The sequence below is a fragment of the Vogesella fluminis genome, from assembly GCF_014652335.1.
Lineage (GTDB): Bacteria > Pseudomonadota > Gammaproteobacteria > Burkholderiales > Chromobacteriaceae > Vogesella > Vogesella fluminis.
Map to the genome: position 1 here is coordinate 1 of NZ_BMYP01000035.1, position 16,804 is coordinate 16,804.

General features: G+C 66.3%; 18 protein-coding genes and 2 tRNA genes. 16 read left to right on the top strand and 4 right to left on the bottom strand.

Going from position 1 to position 16,804, the window contains the following annotated elements:
• Positions 1-246: 246 nt before the first annotated feature.
• The 3 genes from IE083_RS12475 to IE083_RS12485 all read right to left on the bottom strand — a co-directional run bounded on the left by IE083_RS12475 (position 247) and on the right by IE083_RS12485 (position 1,679).
• Positions 247-323, bottom strand: a tRNA-Met gene (locus tag IE083_RS12475).
• 35 nt (positions 324-358) lie between these two features.
• A tRNA-Met gene (locus tag IE083_RS12480) sits at positions 359-435 on the bottom strand.
• A gap of 89 nt (positions 436-524) precedes the next feature.
• Positions 525-1,679 (bottom strand): class I SAM-dependent methyltransferase, encoded by a 1,155-nt coding sequence (locus tag IE083_RS12485; RefSeq protein ID WP_189354005.1) that lies wholly within the window; start codon positions 1,677-1,679, stop codon positions 525-527.
• 121 nt (positions 1,680-1,800) lie between these two features.
• Between IE083_RS12485 and IE083_RS12490 the strand changes: the two genes are divergently transcribed.
• From IE083_RS12490 to IE083_RS12535, 10 genes are all read left to right on the top strand, one after another.
• Positions 1,801-2,550: an SDR family oxidoreductase gene (locus IE083_RS12490; RefSeq protein ID WP_229799743.1), complete on the top strand. Its 750-nt coding sequence runs from the start codon at positions 1,801-1,803 to the stop codon at positions 2,548-2,550.
• A complete protein-coding gene (locus tag IE083_RS12495) occupies positions 2,550-2,945 on the top strand; it encodes a dihydroneopterin aldolase (protein ID WP_189354007.1) in 396 nt (131 codons plus the stop codon). Before IE083_RS12490 ends, IE083_RS12495 begins: the two co-directional genes overlap by 1 nt.
• Before the next feature lie 85 nt (positions 2,946-3,030).
• Positions 3,031-4,026 (top strand): tRNA 2-thiocytidine(32) synthetase TtcA, encoded by a 996-nt coding sequence (ttcA, locus tag IE083_RS12500; RefSeq protein WP_189354009.1) that lies wholly within the window; start codon positions 3,031-3,033, stop codon positions 4,024-4,026.
• Entirely contained in the window at positions 4,016-4,816 is an 801-nt protein-coding gene (locus IE083_RS12505) for a polyamine aminopropyltransferase (RefSeq protein WP_189354010.1), read from the top strand. Before ttcA ends, IE083_RS12505 begins: the two co-directional genes overlap by 11 nt.
• 256 nt (positions 4,817-5,072) lie before the next feature.
• Positions 5,073-6,131, top strand: coding sequence for a Gfo/Idh/MocA family protein (locus IE083_RS12510; protein WP_308426745.1), 1,059 nt, complete (start codon positions 5,073-5,075; stop codon positions 6,129-6,131).
• 2 nt (positions 6,132-6,133) lie between these two features.
• On the top strand, positions 6,134-6,703 hold the full coding sequence (locus tag IE083_RS12515) for an acyltransferase (protein WP_189354013.1): 570 nt from the start codon (positions 6,134-6,136) through the stop codon (positions 6,701-6,703).
• 148 nt (positions 6,704-6,851) lie between these two features.
• Positions 6,852-7,949, top strand: a complete 1,098-nt coding sequence (locus tag IE083_RS12520) for a DegT/DnrJ/EryC1/StrS family aminotransferase (protein ID WP_189354014.1) — start codon at positions 6,852-6,854, stop codon at positions 7,947-7,949.
• A complete protein-coding gene (locus IE083_RS12525; RefSeq protein ID WP_229799744.1) occupies positions 7,950-9,236 on the top strand; it encodes a lipopolysaccharide biosynthesis protein in 1,287 nt (428 codons plus the stop codon). It abuts the gene before it with no gap.
• The gene (locus tag IE083_RS12530; protein ID WP_189354016.1) at positions 9,229-9,753 is read left to right on the top strand and encodes an acyltransferase; all 525 of its coding nucleotides are present in this window, start codon (positions 9,229-9,231) and stop codon (positions 9,751-9,753) included. Before IE083_RS12525 ends, IE083_RS12530 begins: the two co-directional genes overlap by 8 nt.
• Entirely contained in the window at positions 9,747-10,955 is a 1,209-nt protein-coding gene (locus tag IE083_RS12535) for a DegT/DnrJ/EryC1/StrS family aminotransferase (protein ID WP_189354018.1), read from the top strand. The genes IE083_RS12530 and IE083_RS12535 overlap by 7 nt, the downstream gene beginning before the upstream one ends.
• Here IE083_RS12535 and IE083_RS12540 read toward each other — a convergent pair.
• Entirely contained in the window at positions 10,948-11,157 is a 210-nt protein-coding gene (locus IE083_RS12540; protein ID WP_189354021.1) for a hypothetical protein, read from the bottom strand. The two genes, IE083_RS12535 and IE083_RS12540, sit on opposite strands and share 8 nt — an antisense overlap.
• A 53-nt stretch (positions 11,158-11,210) precedes the next feature.
• Here IE083_RS12540 and IE083_RS12545 point away from each other — a divergent pair, with 53 nt between their 5' ends.
• The 6 genes from IE083_RS12545 (at position 11,211) to IE083_RS12570 (ending at position 16,743) form a co-directional block, all read left to right on the top strand.
• Entirely contained in the window at positions 11,211-12,266 is a 1,056-nt protein-coding gene (locus IE083_RS12545) for a glycosyltransferase (protein ID WP_189354024.1), read from the top strand.
• Positions 12,267-12,382: 116 nt separating this feature from the next.
• Positions 12,383-13,486, top strand: a complete 1,104-nt coding sequence (locus tag IE083_RS12550; RefSeq protein ID WP_189354026.1) for a glycosyltransferase family 4 protein — start codon at positions 12,383-12,385, stop codon at positions 13,484-13,486.
• 8 nt (positions 13,487-13,494) lie between these two features.
• Positions 13,495-13,917 carry a hypothetical protein gene (locus IE083_RS12555; protein ID WP_189354029.1) on the top strand — a complete coding sequence of 141 codons (423 nt, stop codon included), beginning with the start codon at positions 13,495-13,497 and terminating at the stop codon, positions 13,915-13,917.
• Positions 13,918-13,952: 35 nt separating this feature from the next.
• The gene (locus tag IE083_RS12560) at positions 13,953-15,185 is read left to right on the top strand and encodes a glycosyltransferase family 4 protein (protein WP_189354031.1); all 1,233 of its coding nucleotides are present in this window, start codon (positions 13,953-13,955) and stop codon (positions 15,183-15,185) included.
• 2 nt (positions 15,186-15,187) lie between these two features.
• Positions 15,188-15,709, top strand: coding sequence for a hypothetical protein (locus IE083_RS12565; protein WP_189354034.1), 522 nt, complete (start codon positions 15,188-15,190; stop codon positions 15,707-15,709).
• Positions 15,706-16,743: an acyltransferase family protein gene (locus tag IE083_RS12570; RefSeq protein ID WP_189354037.1), complete on the top strand. Its 1,038-nt coding sequence runs from the start codon at positions 15,706-15,708 to the stop codon at positions 16,741-16,743. The genes IE083_RS12565 and IE083_RS12570 overlap by 4 nt, the downstream gene beginning before the upstream one ends.
• Positions 16,744-16,804 lie beyond the last annotated feature (61 nt).

Consider the following 16,804-nt stretch of genomic DNA (forward strand, 5'->3'; position numbering starts at 1 on the left):
AACGCATTCCTCAGATGTGATTTGAAACCCCGTTTACACAAAAATTCGGACAGGCCCATAAGACGAATCCTGCTGAGTTGACCTCAATCGGCATAGGATGGTGGTAAATCAGGGCCCGAATTCTGGATCTTGAGTAGGTCCCATGGTGTCATTTGAGGAACGTGGTAGTGGCGAGTTCGTTGCCGTGATGCATGAGGCAAATACAAAAAAGCCCTTGATTTTTCTAAGAAAATCAAGGGCTTATATTGGTGGCGAATCAGGGACTCGAACCCCGGACCTGTGGATTATGATTCCATCGCTCTAACCAACTGAGCTAATTCGCCGGGAGACTCTGTTTGCACACAGTCTCGGTAAATTGTGGTGGCGAATCAGGGACTCGAACCCCGGACCTGCGGATTATGATTCCGTCGCTCTAACCGACTGAGCTAATTCGCCACATCTCGACGCCTAGGCATCAAGGCCGCTGACTATACGCAGCAGGTTTCCGGGTGTCAACTATTTTTCGTGGAATGGTCTGGCGCTGTTTACAGGGTGTAGCAGCGGTCGCCGCTGCTAAAGCCGACCCAGTCGATGGCCACCTGTTTGCCAAAACCGATCACCTTGAAGGTTTCCCCCATTTCCTGCGGTGACAGCAGGCGCTGCGCCGCCTTGGCCGCCGGCAGGTAGTCCTTGACGTTGGCCGCATCCAGGAACGACAGCCGCTCGGTGATGCCGGCGTTGATCAGGAACTGCGCCTGGCTGAGGTAGCCGATCAGGTCCAGCCCGGCGTCGAGGCCGCTTTGCGCCACGGCGCTGAAATCCACATGCGTGGTCAGGTCCATCAGCCCGGGCAGGTAGAACGGATCCTGGATGGTGTGGTGGCGGTAGTGGCCGAGCAGGGTGCCCATGCTGCGTTCCGGGTGGTAGTACTCGCCGGCGTTGTGGCCGTAGTCGATCATCAGGATGGCACCGCGTTGCAGCCCGCCGGCCAGGGTGTGGATGAAGGCGCGGTTGGCGAGGCTGATTTCGGTGACGTAGCCGGGGATGTCCGGCACCAGTTCGGCCGCCAGCGCGGCCAGCGTGGCGTCGTCGAAGTCGCGGTCGTCGAAGCAGAAGGTGCCGTCGCGGATGGTGACGCCGCGCTGCTGCAGTCGGCCGTCCTGCCGGCGCACCACCAGCTCGCACGGCATCGCGTCCAGCACCTCGTTGCCGAGCATGATGCCGTCGAAGCTGTCCGGCAGCGCCGGCAGCCACTGCACGCGTGGCAGCAGCGCCGGGGCGAGGCGGGCGAGGGTGTCGCGCTGGCGTTCGATCAAATCGGGCGACAGGTCGACGATGAAGTACTGCGCCGGCGCGCAGCCGAGCGCGTCCAGCGCCAGCAGCAGGTCGGCGGCGAGGCGGCCGGTGCCGGCGCCGAATTCCATGATGTTGCCGGCGGTCTGCGGTAGCAGCTCGGCCAGCTGGCGCGCCAGCGTCTGCGCGAACAGCGGCGTCAGCTCCGGCGCGGTGACGAAATCACCATCGGCGCCGAACTTGCGGCTGCCGGCGGCGTAGTAGCCGAGGCCGGGCGCGTACAGCGCCTGCTGCATGAAGTGGGCGAAGGAAGTCCAGCCGTCGGCCGCGGCGATGTCGGCGGCGATGCGGTGGCTGAGCGCGTGGCTGGTGGCGAGGGCGTCGGCAGAGGGTTCTGGCAGGCTCATGGCGGCTAAGATTTGTCAGTGAAATTGCCGGCGAGTATATATCATGCAGCTTTTGCGCCGTGCCGCGCGTGTGATGCCGGCAGCGGGCGCGAACGGTTGGAAAAGGATGGCAGGAGGGCAGATGAAAGTCGTGTTGATCACCGGTGGCGCCAGGCGGCTGGGGCAGGCGATGGCGGAGCATTTTGCCGCGGCGGGCTGGCAGGTGTGCGTGCACTATCACCACTCGGCCAGCGATGCGGCCAACCTTGTCGCGCGCCTGCCGCAGGCACGCAGCTACGAGCTGGACTTGTTGGCGGCGGACGCGGACTTCGCCGGCCTGATCGCGCGGGTGGTGGCCGATTGCGGCCGGCTGGACTGCGTGGTCAACAGCGCCGCGCTGTTCGAGGAGGATGGCTTCTTTGAGCTGTCGCCGGCGGCGTTCGACCGCCAGCTGGCGGTGAACTTCCGTGCGCCGCTGATGCTGGCGGCGGCGTTCGGCCAGTGGCTGCGGCAGCAGGGCGCGCGCGGCAGTGTGGTCAACATCCTCGACCAGAAACTGTTCAACCTCAATCCCGATTATTTTTCCTACACCCTGTCCAAGCTGGCGCTGAAGGAAAGCATCCGCCTGCAGGCGATGGCGGCGGCGCCGTACCTGCGCGTCAACGGCGTGGCGCCGGGGCTGACCCTGCCCAGTGGCGGGCAGACGGCGGACAGCTTTGCCCGCGCGCATTGCATAACGGCGCTGGGCGAGGGCACCCGCCCGCAATCGGTGGCGGAAGCGGTGCATTTTCTGGCCGGGGCGGCGCAGATCACCGGCCAGGTGCTGACCGTGGACGACGGCCAGCACCTGCTGCCGCTGGCGCGCGACGTGATGTTCGCGGTGGAGGCGTGATGCTGGCCGAAATCTTCCTGCGCGACTTCGTGTTCGACTGTTTCATCGGCATCCATGACTTCGAGCGCGGCGTGCGCCAGCGCATGCAGCTCAACATCGTGCTGCAGGTGGCGCGCATGATGCCGCCGCGCGACGACATCGCGCTGGTGCTGGACTACGACTACCTGCGGCTGCAGACGCTGGCGCTGGTGAAGGACCGCGTGTTCGAGACCCAGGAATACCTGCTCGGCAAGGTGGTCGACATCGCCTTCGGCCATCCCGCGGTCAGTGGCGTGCTGGTGGAAACCTGCAAGCCGGACGTGTACCCGGACAGCGCCGGCGTCGGCTGCCGCCTGCGCCTCAGCCGCGACGAGTATCAGGCGCTGCGCCGGCAAGGGGCATGGCTGGCCGATTAAGCGCGCGAACAAGGGCGGATTGTGTGGCAACGGACGGGCGTTTGACGTTAAAATCGCCTGTTTTTCAATTTCTTAGCCGTCCTCCATGTCCGACACGCTGCAACTTGCCGACGACAAGGCCAAAAAGGCCCAGTTCGAAGGCAACAAACTCACCAAACGCCTGCGCCACCATGTCGGTGACGCCATCAACGACTTCAACATGATCGAAGAGGGCGACCGCGTGATGGTCTGCCTGTCCGGCGGCAAGGACAGCTATGCGCTGCTGGACATCCTGCTGGGCCTGCAGAAGTCGGCGCCGATCGATTTCTCCATCGTGGCGGTGAACCTCGACCAGAAACAGCCGGGCTTCCCCGAGCACATCCTGCCGCAGTACCTGGAATCGATCGGTGTCGAGTACCGCATCATCGAGGAAGACACCTACAGCATCGTCAAGCGCCTGATCCCGGAAGGCAAGACCACCTGCAGCCTGTGCTCGCGCCTGCGCCGCGGCATCCTGTACCGCGTCGCCGACGAGCTGGGCGCCACCAAGATCGCGCTCGGTCACCACCGCGACGACATGCTGCACACCCTGTTCCTCAACATGTTCTACGGCGGCAAGCTGAAGGCGATGCCGCCCAAGCTGGTGTCCGACGACGGCCGCCACATGGTGATCCGCCCGCTGGCCTACTGCCGCGAAAAGGATCTGGAACGCTACGCGCAGCTGCGCGAATTCCCGATCATCCCGTGCAATCTGTGCGGCTCGCAGCCCAACCTGCAGCGCCAGGTGGTGAAGGAGATGGTCAACGACTGGGATAAACGCTTCCCCGGCCGCGTCGAGAGCATGTTCCGCGCGCTGCAGAATGTCGTGCCGTCGCATCTGGCCGATACCGGCCTGTTCGACTTTGCCGGCCTCAAGACTGGCGACAGCCCGTTCGAGGGTGGCGACACCGCCTTCGACAAGGAAGAATTCCGCGACCCGGTCGCGCTGGCGAGTTCGGACGACGAGGACGCGCCAACGTTGGCCGCAACGCCAGCCGCGCCTGCCCGGCGCACCATCAGCATCCTGGATTCGCGTCCCAAGGGAGACAGCCGTGGCGGGTAAGGCACAACACCCGTTCCGCCGCCGCGTGCGCAACAGCCAGGACGCGTTGCCGGACGTGGACATCTCCGAAAGCGGCAACATCCGTTCCTTGCACCTCGGTTCGGCCACCATCCAGAGCTCGATGGATCTCGACGATCCCGCCGACCTGGTGCTGACCTACACCCGCGCGATGATGGCCTTCCTGCTGTGGAACGACGATCCGCGCCACATCGTGCAGATCGGCCTTGGCGGCGGCTCGCTGGCGCGCTTCATCGACGAGTATCTGCCGGACGCGATCAGCGTGGCGGTGGAGATCAACCCGCAAGTGGTCGCCGTGGCGCGGGTGTTCTTCCAGCTGCCGCCGGAGGGCGACTTCTTCGAGATCGTCGAGGCCGACGGCGCCGACTACATCAAGCTGTTCCGCGGCTCCACCGACGTGATCATGGTCGACGGCTTCGACGGCCAGCAGATCGTCGCCGACCTGACCACCGAAGAATTCTTCGAGGACTGCAAGCGCGCGCTGACCGCCAACGGCGTGTTCGTCACCAACTGGTGGAGCGGCGACAAGCGCTATCACAGCTTCCTCGAACGCCTGCTGGCGGTCTTCGAGGGCTGCGTGATCGAACTGCCGGCCGCCACCCACGGCAATATGGCGGTGATGGCGTTCAAGCAGCCACCAAGCCTGACCGGCTGGGACGCGCTGGCGAAAAAGGCCGACGAACTGGAAGGCCGTTTCGGCCTGGAGTTCGGCGAATTCGTGAAGCGGCTGAAAGAGGCCAACCTGCACAGCAACAACCGTTTGCTGATCTGAGAACCTGTTCAAAGTCTTGCGAGCTAGAGCGAGACAAGGCGAAAACGGCTGAGGAAGCGGAGTTGACATGGGGTCAATGAGCATTCCGAAGGCGTTTTCAACGCCGTATCGCCGAAGCGCAGCAGACATTGAACAGGTTCTGAGCGCCTGCGCGCCACGGGTCCGGCCGCTACGTGCGGCCCTTGTCTATTTTGGGCCCGCCGCCTGCGCGGCGGGCAAAGCCTGCGGCAGCACGCCGCAGCGGGAAAGGACTGAAATGATTGCTTACGACAGCATTACCGACCGCAAGATCCGCTTCGCGCTGATCGGCTGCGGCCGCATCGCCAACAACCACTTCGGCGCGCTGGAACAGCACGCCGACCGTGCCGAGCTGACCGACGTCTGCGACACCGATCCGGCGGCGCTGGCCGCCGCGGTGGCGCGTACCGGCGCCCGCGGGCACGCCTCGCTGCGCGAGCTGCTGGCACACAGCAACGCCGACGTCATCATCCTCACCACCCCGTCCGGCCTGCATCCGCAGCAGGCGATGGACTGCTTCGCCGCCGGCTTCCACGTGATGACCGAGAAGCCGATGGCCACGCGCTGGCAGGACGGCGTGGCGATGGTGAAGGCCGCCGACCAGGCCGGCCGCCGCCTGTTCGTGGTCAAGCAGAACCGCCGCAACGCCACGCTGCAGCTGCTCAAGCGCGCGGTGCAGGAAAAGCGCTTCGGCCGCATCTACATGGTCAACGTCAACGTGTTCTGGACCCGGCCACAGTCCTACTACGACCAGGCCGACTGGCGCGGCACCTGGGAGTACGACGGCGGCGCCTTCATGAACCAGGCCAGCCACTACGTCGACCTGCTGGACTGGATCATCGGCCCGGTGGAGAGCATGCAGGCCTACACCGCGACCATGGAACGCGACATCGAGGTGGAAGACAGCGGCGTGGTCAGCCTGAAGTGGCGCTCCGGCGCGCTGGGCAGCATGAACGTGACCATGCTCACCTACCCGAAAAACCTGGAAGGCTCGATCACCATCCTCGGCGAGAAGGGCACCGTGCGCATCGGCGGCATGGCCGTCAACGAGATCCAGCACTGGGAATTCGCCGCGCCGCACGCGATGGACGACGGCATCAAGGCCGCCAGCTACGCCACCACCAGCGTGTACGGCTTCGGCCACCCGCTGTACTACGACAACGTGATCAACGTGATGCGCGGCGAGGCGGAGCCGGAAACCGACGGCCGCGAAGGGCTGAAGTCGCTGGAGCTGCTGGTCGGCATCTACCTGTCGGCCCGCGACGGCCGTCGCGTCAGCCTGCCGCTGGAGTACTGATCATGGCCGCCTACACCGTCCACCCCACCGCCATCGTCGACGACGGCGCCCAGATCGGCGACGACACCCGCGTCTGGCACTGGGTCCACATCTGCAGCCAGGCGCGCATCGGCGCGCGCTGCTCCTTCGGCCAGAACGTGTTCGTCGGCAACGACGTGATCATCGGCGACAACGTGAAGGTGCAGAACAATGTGTCGATCTACGACGCGGTGACGCTGGAGGACGACGTGTTCTGCGGCCCGTCCATGGTGTTCACCAACGTGAACAACCCGCGCAGCCACGTCAGCCGCAAGAACGAATACCGCCGCACGGTGGTGAAAAAGGGCGCCACCATCGGCGCCAACGCCACCGTGGTCTGCGGCCACACCATTGGCGAGTACGCCTTCATCGGCGCCGGCGCGGTGGTGACCCGCGACGTGCTGCCGCACGCGCTGATGGTCGGCACCCCGGCCAGGCGCATCGGCTGGATGTGCCAGTGCGGCGAACGGCTGCCGGACAGCATCGACCAGCACGAGTGCGACGCCTGCGGCCAACGTTACGATATCGGCGGCAACCACTGCACGCCGCTTTGATTTTTAATTTTCGCCACAGAATCCACAGAAAACACGGAATAAAAACAGCAAGAATCAGTTCATGCTGAATCAAATTCCCGGTCAAATGCCTTTTCTGTTTTGTCTGTGTCCTTCCGTGGATTCTGTGGCAAAAAAGGTTTAAGAAACCATGTCCATCCAGTTCATCGATCTGAAAGCGCAGTACCGGCACCTGAAAGCCGACATCGACGCCCGCATCCACGCGGTGCTGGATCACGGCCAGTACATCATGGGGCCGGAGGTGAAACAGCTGGAAGACCAGCTCGTCGCCTACACCGGCGCCAAACACGCGATCGGCGTCTGTGACGGCACCAAGGCGCTGCTGATCGCGCTGATGGCGCTGGGCGTCAAGGCCGGCGACGAGGTGATCACCACCCCGTTCACCTTCATCGCCACCGGCGAGATGATCGCGCTGCTGGGCGCCACACCGGTGTTTGTCGATATCGACCCGGTTACCTACAACCTGGACCCGGCCAAGCTGGAAGCGGCGATCACCCCGAAAACCCGCGCCATCATGCCGGTGAGCCTGTACGGCCAGTGTGCGGACTTCAACGCCATCAACGCCATTGCCGCCAAGCACGGCCTGCCGGTGATCGAGGACGGCGCACAGAGTTTCGGCGCCAGCCAGCACGGCAAGCGCTCCGGCAACCTGTGCACCATTGGCACCACCAGCTTCTTCCCGTCCAAGCCGCTGGGCTGCTACGGCGACGGCGGCGCGGTGTTCACCAACGACGACGCACTGGCGAAGAAAATGCGCGAGATCCGCGTGCATGGCCAGGACCGCCGCTACCACCACCCGGTGATCGGCCTCAACGGCCGCCTGGATACGATTCAAGCAGCCGTGCTGCTGGCCAAGCTGCCGAGCTTCCCGGCCGAGGTCGAGGCGCGGGCGCGCATTGGCGCCCGCTACAGTGCGCTGCTGCAGGATGTGGCGCGCGTGCCGGTGATCGCCGCCGGCAACAGCCACGTCTACGCGCAGTACACCATCGAGGTGGATAACCGCGAGGCGGTGCAGCAGGCACTGCAGGCGCAGGGTATTCCCACCGCGGTGCATTACCCAATCCCGCTGCATCTGCAGCCGGCATTTGCCCACCTGGGCCAGGGGGAGGGCAGCTTCCCGCTGGCCGAGGCCGCCGGCAAGCGCGTGATGAGCCTGCCGATGCATCCGTTCCTGGACGAGGCGACGCAGGATGCCATCGTTGCCGCGGTGAAGAAGGCGCTGGGCTAATTGAACGCGTTGCGTCAAAGGTTGGCCGCAGGCGGCTTCATGCGCAACGTGGCGACGCTGGCCAGCGGCGCCGCGCTGGCGCAGGCCTTGCCGCTGCTGTTCGCGCCGCTGTTGACGCGGCTGTATACGCCGGCCGATTTCGGCGTGCTGGCGGTGTTCGTTGCCTGGCTGTCCAACCTCGCGGTGATCGCCACCGCGCGTTACGACATGGCGGTGGTGCTGCCCAGATCCGAACCGGAGGCGGCGCGGCTGATGCTGCTGGCGCTGGCGATCAATACCGGCCTGCTGCTGCTGACGCTACCGCTGTTCTGGCCGTGGCACGACGCCATCGCCGGCCTGCTCGGCGCGCCGCAGCTGGCACCGTGGCTGCCGCTGCTGCCGCTGGGGGTGTGGCTGGCTGGCGCCGTGGCGGCGTGGACGGCGTGGAACAACCGCCAGCGCCGCTACGCGGCCAATGCGCAGGGGCGGGTGGTGCAGTCGCTGGGCGTGTCGCTGCTGCAGCTGGCGGCCGGCTGGTCCGGCCTTGCCGCCGGCGGGCTGATCCTGTCGCAGCTGGCCGGTCAGGCCGTTGCCCTGCTGACGCTGGCGCGTGCCGATGTCGCGGCGCGCCTGCCGTGGCTGCGCGGCCACGATCGCGCCGTGCTGCTGGCCGACGCGCGGCGTTACCGCGAGTTCCCGCTGGTGAACACGCCGCATGCCTTCGTGGTCGCGTTCCAGGATTCCTTGATGCTGGCCATGCTGTCGGCGTTGTCCGGTGCCGCCATCGTCGGCCAGTACGCGCTGGTGCTGCGGGTGCTGAAACTGCCGGCGGCGCTGGTGGGGCAGGCGGTGGCGCAGGTGGTGTTCCGCGATCTGGCCGAGGCGGCATCGTCCGGCCGCGCGCTGTCCGGCCTGCTCAAGCGCGCGGTGCTGGTGCTGTCGGCGCTGTCGCTGCTGCCGTTCGGCGTGCTGGCGCTGTGGGGCGGGCCGCTGTTCGCGCTGCTGTTCGGCGCGCCGTGGCTGGGCGCCGGCGAGATTGCGGCCAACCTGGCGCCGTATTTCGCCGCCGCCTTCATCGTCGGCCCGGCCTTCATGGTGCCGATGGTGATCGGCCGCCAGCGCGCGTCCTTCCTGTTTGTGCTGTGCGGCGTCATCGTCAATCTGGCGGTGTTTGCCGCAGTGTATGTCGCCGGACGCGACGCCATGCTGGCGTTCCGCGTGATGGCGGTGGTGATGACGCTCTATTTTGCGGCGTATCTGGCGTGGGTGTTCCGCCTGCTGCGCCTGCGGGAAAGGTCCGATGTTTAAGCGCGTGCTGTTGTTGCTGTGGCGCCAGTGGCTGGTGTGGCGCGGTGCCCGCCTCGCCGCCTCGGCGCGGGTCAACCCCTCGGTCAGCGTGGTGCCGGCGGCCTTGCAGCTGGGTGAGCATGCGCGGCTGTACTGGGGCGGCGAGGTGCTGACGCACGGTGCCGGCCGCCTGCTACTGGGCGCGCACAGCCATATCGCGCCGCATTTCTACTGCCTGATCGGCGGCAACCGGCTGCAGATCGGCGAGCGCGTTGCCATCGGCCCGCGCTGCCTGCTGTTCTGCCACAGCAACGCCATTCCTGCCGACGTGACGGCGACGGCGTTCGTCGACTGCCACACCGACGCCGACATCCGCATCGGCAACAACGTGTTCATCGGTGCCGGCGTCATCGTGCTGCCTGGTGCCGAGATCGGCGACAACGTGGTGGTCGCCGCCGGCAGCGTGGTCAAGGGCGCGCTGGCACCTGGCTGGCTGTACGCCGGCCAGCCGGCGAGAAAGGTGAAGGCGCTATGCTGACCGCCAATTCGCTGAGCATCTGGCAGTACCTGTCCGCCTTCCCGGCCATGCTCGCCGGCCGCCGCCATCATCGCGCTGCGCTGCGCATCGAGCTGGCGCAGCTGTTCGAGGTCGAGGTTGGCCGCATCGTGCTGTTCGACAGCGGCCGCGCCGCCTTGGCCGCGCTTTTGCGTCTGCACGGGGTGCAGGCCGGCGACGAGGTCATCGTGCCGGCGTTCACCTGCGTGGTGGTACCCAACCAGGTGCCGCCCACCGGCGCCGTGCTGCGCTTTGTCGATGTCGGCCAGGGCAGCCTCCATTTCGACTGGCTGGCGCTGGATGCCGCCATCACGCCGCGCACCCGCGTGGTGGTGGTGCCGCACAACTTCGGCATCGCCTGCGAGGTGCCGACCTGGCTGCGCGAGAAGCACCGCCAGGTACGTTTTGTCGACGATGCCGCGCACGGTTTTGCCTCGCGCTGCGACGGGCAATGGCTGGGCACCTATCACGACGGCGCCTTTTTCAGCTTCGAATACTCGAAGAACCTCAGCGGTGGCATCGGCGGTATGGCGCTGCTGCCGGCCGGCAGCGCACTGCCGGCCACCGCATTGCCCGAGGTGCCGTGCCGCGACGAATGGCGGCTGGCGGCGACGCTGAAGGCGCACCTGCTGGGTGCGCGCTGGCCGCTGCTCGGGCGCTTCGCGATGGCCGCGGTGCGGCGGCTGGGCATGGTCTACCGCTCCGGCGACGGCGAAGTCCGCGATGGCGAGCCGCATCCGCCGCGCGCAATGCCGCTGCTGTCCGCGGTGCTGCTGCGCCGCCAGCTGCCGACGCTGGCGGCCGCCATCGCGCACAAGCAGCAACTGGCCGCCCGCTACCAGCGCGCACTGGCCGCGCTGCCGCAGCTGCAGCAGTGGCCGGCGCCGGCCGGCACGCACTGGGTGCGCTACCCGTTCGCGCTGCCGTTCGCGGTGGCCGACAAGGCGGCGCTGGCACGCCGGCTGTCTGCCGCCAGCGGCCTGAACATCGGGGTGTGGTTCGACGACGTGATCCACCCCGCCGGCTCCTGCCGCCACGGCTACGCCGCCGGCAGCGCGCCGCACGGCGAACGCCTGGCCGCCAGCGTGCTCAACCTGCCGATGAACATCGCGCTGCCGGCCGATGTGCGGCTGGAGCGCAAGCTGGCACGGCTGGTGGCGGCGCTGCGCACGGAGCTTAAGTGATGATTTTTATTGCCACAGAATCCACGGAAAGCACGGAAAAAAGCACCGCGCCGGCGGCTCGTGTGGTGGCCGTCGCCATGATTTTCTCTCCGTGTTTGCCGTGGGCTTCGTGGCCAAAGGAGCGGCAGTGACGATTTTTCATTGCCACAGAATCCACGGCAGAAAGCACCGTGCCGGATGCGGATCGGGCGGCTGTCGTCATGATTCCCCGTCCGTGTTTTCCGTGGATTCCGTGGCAAAAAAAGAAAATAAACCATGAAACTACTACTGATCGGCTCCGCCTCGGTGCACACCTTCCGCTACCTCGCCGGCATCGCGCCGCACGTGGACGAAATCCACCTCGTCACCAGCGGCGAGCTGCCGCCGCGCTACCATGCGGCCAACCTTGGCCGCGTGCTGCAGGTGGATTTCAGCCTCAAGGCGCTGGCCACCGCCGGCAAGATCGCCGGCCTGATAGCTGCGCTGCAGCCCGACATCGTGCACGTGCATCAGGCCAACAGCGTGGCGTGGCACGCGCGCCGTGCGCTGGCCGGACGCAAGCTGCCGTGGCTGCTGACCTGCTGGGGCTCGGACGTGTTGCTGCTGCCGCGCCAGAACCGCTTCATGAAACACCTGGTTGCGGCCAACCTTGGCGCCGCCAGTGCGGTGACCAGCGATTCGCTGCACATGGCCGCGGTGTGCCGCGAGCTGGCGCCGATTGCGCGCATGGACGTGCTCAATTTCGGCATGGACGCGCTGCCGCCGACGCCGGACATCGCCGCCAAGCCGCTGCAGGTATTGTCCTGCCGCCTGCACAAACCGCTATACCGTATCGACAGCATCGTGCGCGCCTGGGCCGAGGTGGAGGCCGACGTCCGCTTTGCCGGCTGGTCGCTGACCGTGGCCGCCAGCGGCGAGGAGACGGAAAACCTCCAAATCCTGGCCGCAACCCTCGGCCTTGGCCGCGTGAACTTCACCGGCTTTGTCGCGCCGGAGGTGCTGGCCGGACTGTACCGCGACGCGCGCGTATTCGTCAGCGTGCCGAAGAGCGACGCCACCAGCATCAGCCTGCTGGAGGCGATGGGCCACGGCTGCCTGCCGCTGCTGTCCAACCTGCCGGCCAACCTGGAGTGGGTGCTGGACGGGGTCAACGGCGCCATCGTCGAGGACGTGGCGCGGCTGGGCCGCGCGCTGAAAACGCAGCTGCTGCGTGCCGCCGACGACGCGCAGCTGGCGGAAGCGGCGACGCTGAACCGGCGGCTGGTGGCGGAAAAAGGGCTGCATCAGCCGAACATGGCGCGCTTTGCGCAGATTTACCGGGAGCTGGTTTAAATGATTTTTTTGCCACAGAACCCACGGAATACACGGAAAGTAAAAGCAACGCGGTCGTCACCGTGTCGCCCGTTTTTTTCGGTGGTTTCTGTGGCAAGAAACAAAGGATTAAAACAATGAAAATCGCCCATCTCACCAGCGCCCACCCGCGCCACGACATCCGAATCTTCGTCAAGGAGTGCGCCAGCCTGGCCGCCGCCGGCCACGAGGTACACCTGATCGTCGCCGACGGGCTGGGTGACGAGATCAAGCACGACGTGCGCCTGCACGACGTCGGCGCCAAATCCGGCGGCCGCCTGTCGCGCATGACCGGCACCGTGAAGCGCGTGTACGACAAGGCGCTGGCACTGATGCCGGACGTCGCGCACTTTCACGATCCGGAGCTGATCCCCGCCGCGCTGCGCCTGCAGCAGGCCGGCATCCGCATCGTCTACGACGTGCACGAGGACGTGCCGCGCCAGGTGCTGGCCAAGCACTGGATACCGGGCGTCGCGCGGCCGTGGGTGTCGCGCGGGGTGGAAACGCTGGAGGACTACGCCGCACGCCGCTTCGACGCCATCGTCGCCGCCACGCCGGTGATCCGCGAGCGCTTCGCGCGGGCCGGCGCCCGCCACGCGGTGGACGTGTGCAATTACCCGATCCTGGCCGAGCTGGTGCGCGACACGCCGTGGAGCAGCCGCCGCAACGAGGTGTGCTACCTGGGCGGCATCAGCCGCACCCGCGGCATCGAGCCCATCATCGCCGCGCTACCGGATTCCGACACCCGGCTGAACCTCGCCGGCATCTGGAGCGAGCCGGACCTGAAGGCTGCCTTGCAGCGCGAGGCCGGCTGGAGCCGCGTCAACGACCTGGGCGTGCTCGATCGCGCCGGCGTGGCCGAGGTGCTGGCGCAGAGCAAGGTCGGGCTGGTGACGCTGCTGCCGACGCCCAGCTACGTCGAATCGCTGCCGATCAAGCTGTTCGAGTACATGGCCGCCGGCATGCCGGTGATCGCCAGCGATTTCCCGCTGTGGCGCGGCATCGTCGAGGACGCCGGCTGCGGCCTGCTGGTCGATCCGCAGGACCCGCAGGCTATCGCCGACGCCATCGCCACGCTGCTGGCCGACGACGCGCGCGCACAGGCGATGGGCGAGGCCGGCAAGCGCGCGGTGCTGGCGAAATACAGCTGGGCCGCCGAGGCCGACAAGCTGCTGGCGCTGTACCGGGGGTTGGCCGCATGAAGCGCTCCATGCCCATGACGCTGCTTTGTATTGCCCTGCCGCTGTGGCTGCTGTTCTGCCTGGTGCAATGGCTGTGGTATGGCGCACCGCTCACCACCGCCGCCATGGGTGGCCACGCCGTGCTGGCGCTGGCCTATACGCTGTGGCACTGGCGCAATGGCACCTGGTTTGCCCGGCTGGCGGCCAACGATTACGCCGGCTGGCAGCGCGTGGCGCAAGGCGGCCAGATGCGCTTCCTGATGGCTTACGGCCTGTCCGGCCGCGGCATGATGCTGGCCTGCCTGGTGGTGGGCATGCAGTGGGTGGCCAGCGGCGCCATCCCCAGCAGCGAACGCCTGCTCACCCACGGCATGCTGTGGGCGCCGCTGGGCATCGTGCTGGCTTACTTTGACTGGCTGCGCATGGAACAAGCCAGCAGCCAGGTCTCCTGAATGTGTCGGGTAGCCAGGCTGCCCGGAAACCGACTATGAAAATCCTGTACATCAACCACTACGCCGGCAGTCCGCGGCACGGCATGGAATTCCGCCCCTACTACCTGGCCCGCGAATGGGTGAAGGCCGGCCACGAGGTGCACATGCTGGCCGCCGACTACTCCCACCTGCGCCAGCACAACCCGCAGCTGAGCAGCAACTACGCCGATCAGGACATCGACGGCATCCGCTACACCTGGTGCAAGACGCCGCGCTACGAGGGCAACGGCCTGAAGCGGGTGATCAACATCTTCCGCTTCCTCGGCCGGGTGATGGGCCTGTCCGGGCGCTACCTCAAACAGTGGCGGCCGGACGTGGTGATTGCGTCCTCCACCTACCCGCTGGACACCGTGCCGGCGGCCTTCATCGCCGGCAAGACCGGGGCCAGGCTGGTGTACGAGGTGCACGACCTGTGGCCGCTGACGCCGGTGGAAGTGGGCGGCATGAGCCCGAAGCACCCGTTCATCCGCCTGCTGCAGTGGGCGGAGGACTTTGGCTACCGCAAGGCGGACACCGTGGTGTCGATGCTGCCGTGCGCGAAGGACTACATGACTGAGCACGGCATGGCGCCGGAAAAATACGTGGTGATCCCCAACGGCGTCGATGTCGCCGAATGGCAGGGCGCCAGCGAGCCGCTGCCGGCGGAGCACCGCATGCGCCTGGCAGAACTGAAGGCCGACAAGCGCTTCATCGTCGGTTACGCCGGCGGCCACGGCCTGGCCAACGCGCTGGACTTCCTGCTGCAGGCGGCCAGCCAGCTGCCGCAGGATAGCGGCGTGCACCTGGTGCTGGTCGGCGACGGTCCGGACAAGGCAGCGCTGGTCAGTCAGGCGCAGGCGTTGGGCCTGAATAACGTCAGCTTCCTGCCGTCCATCCCCAAGCGCGCGGTGCCGGCCTTCCTCGCCGAGTGCGACGCGCTGTACATCGGCTGGCGCAAGCTGCCCATCTACCGCTTCGGCATCAACCCGAACAAGCTGTTCGACTACCTGATGGCCGGCAAGCCGGTGCTGCACTCGGTGGAAGCCGGCAACGACATGGTGCTGGATGCCGGCGCCGGCATCAGCGTGGCGGCGGAAGACCCGGCGGCGATTGCCGACGCGCTGCAGCGCTTGGCGGCGCTGACGCCGAACCAGCGCGGCCGCATGGGCGCCGCCGGCAAGGCTTACGTGCTGGCGAAACATGACTACGCGGTGCTGGCGAAGCGCTTTTTGCAGGCCATGGAGGGGTGAGCATGCATCATCTGCAGAGGGACGAGGCGCTGGCCTTTATCGGCGTCTACCAGCACTTTCTGGAAACGCTGCGCCAGCCTGGCGGCAAGGAGAGTGTGCTACAGAATCTGGCGCAGGCCAGAGCCCTGTTCCTGGAGCAGCCTGCCATGCTGGGCACCTATCGAACGCGTCATCCGCAGCAGCCTGCCGAGATTATCGAGGCTATTGCCAGCCTGCGGGTCAAGCGCTGGATTTATTTGCGCGATACGGCCAACTACTCGATCTTTCTCGATCCGAACGGTAATGCTGCCTACGCGGTGCATGGCCTGACGCAGCGGCTGCGAGAAGTGACCGGTGGCATGACCGGCTGCGTGATTACCACCGGGGTGTTTGCTTGGGATGGCATCTTCGTTTGCGACGGTATCGTAGCTGATCTGGTATGGCTGGGAAGCAACATCAAGCGGGATTTTTCTGGGCGTCTGAAAATCCTGCGTCAGCAAGGACAATTCTTCTTCTGTCCGTGGGCGACGGGTGCGTGGCAATGAGCCAGCCCCACATCCGCTTCGACTTTGCCGACGGCCTGCGCGGCCTGGCCATGCTGGCTGTGGTGCTGTTCCACTACACGCAGATCTTCTGGCAACGTCGCGACCGCATCGCCGAGGTGATGCACCTGCCGCCGATCGCCGCTTACCACGACGCCTCCTTCGTGCTGCCGTTCAACCTCGGCGCGGTGGGGGTCGGGCTGTTCCTGCTGATCTCCGGCCTGCTGATCCCGCTGTCGCTCACCCGCATGGGCGCGGCGCGTTTCGCGGTGTCGCGGCTGTTCCGCATCTACCCCACCTACTGGGCTGGCCTCGCGCTGACCATTGCCGCGCTGTGGCTGGCGTCCCGGCTGCCGGGTGGTGACTTCGACGTCAGCCGCGCCGACGTACTGGGCCACGCCAGCATCGCGTTTCAGGACTGGCTGGGCGGCCGCAACATCGACCCGGTGATGTGGACGCTGAAGGTGGAGCTGTGGTTCTACGCCATGCTGGGCGCGGCGTTCGCGCTCACCGGCCGGCGCATCAAGTGGGCGATCTGGCTGCTGCTGCCGCTGGTGGCATGGCTGACGCGCTATGCCGGGGTGAACCATTTCCAGACCATCGTCTGCTACTTTCCGCTGATGTTTGCCGGCTGTTGGCTGTACTTCTACCAGACCGGGCAGGCCGGCAAATGGGAAACCGTGCTGCACTTCCTAGTCATGCTGGGCCTGTTCGTGTGGGTGAGCAACTGGGGCAGCGTGGCGCTGTACGCCAGCTACGGCATCAGCGTGGCACTGTTCGTCGCCGCCGCGCGGTGGCCGCGGCTGGTGGCGGCGCCGTTGCTGACGCAGGTGGCTGGTGTCAGCTACGCCTGGTACGTGTGCCACTCGGTCGCCGGTTACGCCATCCTGTTCGCGCTGGCACAATACGGCACCCCGTGGTGGCTGATGGTGGCCATCGCGCTACTGGCGACCTGGTATATGGCGGTGGCGATCAACCGTTTCGTCGAGCTGCCGACGCAGAAGATCGGCAAGCGGCTGGCGGACAAGTTGAAGTGACGCGGCCAACGTTGGCCGCATCCGGGGATGGTTTTGTTTGATGTGCCGCTGCGCGGCGTGG

Bases quoted from the DNA above. Each gene is read 5' to 3' on its own strand.
- IE083_RS12530 (WP_189354016.1), top strand. From the start codon at position 9,229: ATGTTTAAGCGCGTGCTGTTGTTGCTGTGGCGCCAGTGGCTGGTGTGG.
- IE083_RS12555 (WP_189354029.1), top strand. From the start codon at position 13,495: ATGCCCATGACGCTGCTTTGTATTGCCCTGCCGCTGTGGCTGCTGTTC.
- IE083_RS12510 (WP_308426745.1), top strand. From the start codon at position 5,073: ATGATTGCTTACGACAGCATTACCGACCGCAAGATCCGCTTCGCGCTG.
- IE083_RS12550 (WP_189354026.1), top strand. From the start codon at position 12,383: ATGAAAATCGCCCATCTCACCAGCGCCCACCCGCGCCACGACATCCGA.
- IE083_RS12495 (WP_189354007.1), top strand. From the start codon at position 2,550: ATGCTGGCCGAAATCTTCCTGCGCGACTTCGTGTTCGACTGTTTCATC.
- IE083_RS12490 (WP_229799743.1), top strand. From the start codon at position 1,801: ATGAAAGTCGTGTTGATCACCGGTGGCGCCAGGCGGCTGGGGCAGGCG.
- IE083_RS12570 (WP_189354037.1), top strand. From the start codon at position 15,706: ATGAGCCAGCCCCACATCCGCTTCGACTTTGCCGACGGCCTGCGCGGC.
- ttcA (WP_189354009.1), top strand. From the start codon at position 3,031: ATGTCCGACACGCTGCAACTTGCCGACGACAAGGCCAAAAAGGCCCAG.
- IE083_RS12560 (WP_189354031.1), top strand. From the start codon at position 13,953: ATGAAAATCCTGTACATCAACCACTACGCCGGCAGTCCGCGGCACGGC.
- IE083_RS12565 (WP_189354034.1), top strand. From the start codon at position 15,188: ATGCATCATCTGCAGAGGGACGAGGCGCTGGCCTTTATCGGCGTCTAC.
- IE083_RS12515 (WP_189354013.1), top strand. From the start codon at position 6,134: ATGGCCGCCTACACCGTCCACCCCACCGCCATCGTCGACGACGGCGCC.
- IE083_RS12485 (WP_189354005.1), bottom strand. From the start codon at position 1,679: ATGAGCCTGCCAGAACCCTCTGCCGACGCCCTCGCCACCAGCCACGCG.
- IE083_RS12540 (WP_189354021.1), bottom strand. From the start codon at position 11,157: ATGACGACAGCCGCCCGATCCGCATCCGGCACGGTGCTTTCTGCCGTG.
- IE083_RS12545 (WP_189354024.1), top strand. From the start codon at position 11,211: ATGAAACTACTACTGATCGGCTCCGCCTCGGTGCACACCTTCCGCTAC.
- IE083_RS12520 (WP_189354014.1), top strand. From the start codon at position 6,852: ATGTCCATCCAGTTCATCGATCTGAAAGCGCAGTACCGGCACCTGAAA.
- IE083_RS12535 (WP_189354018.1), top strand. From the start codon at position 9,747: ATGCTGACCGCCAATTCGCTGAGCATCTGGCAGTACCTGTCCGCCTTC.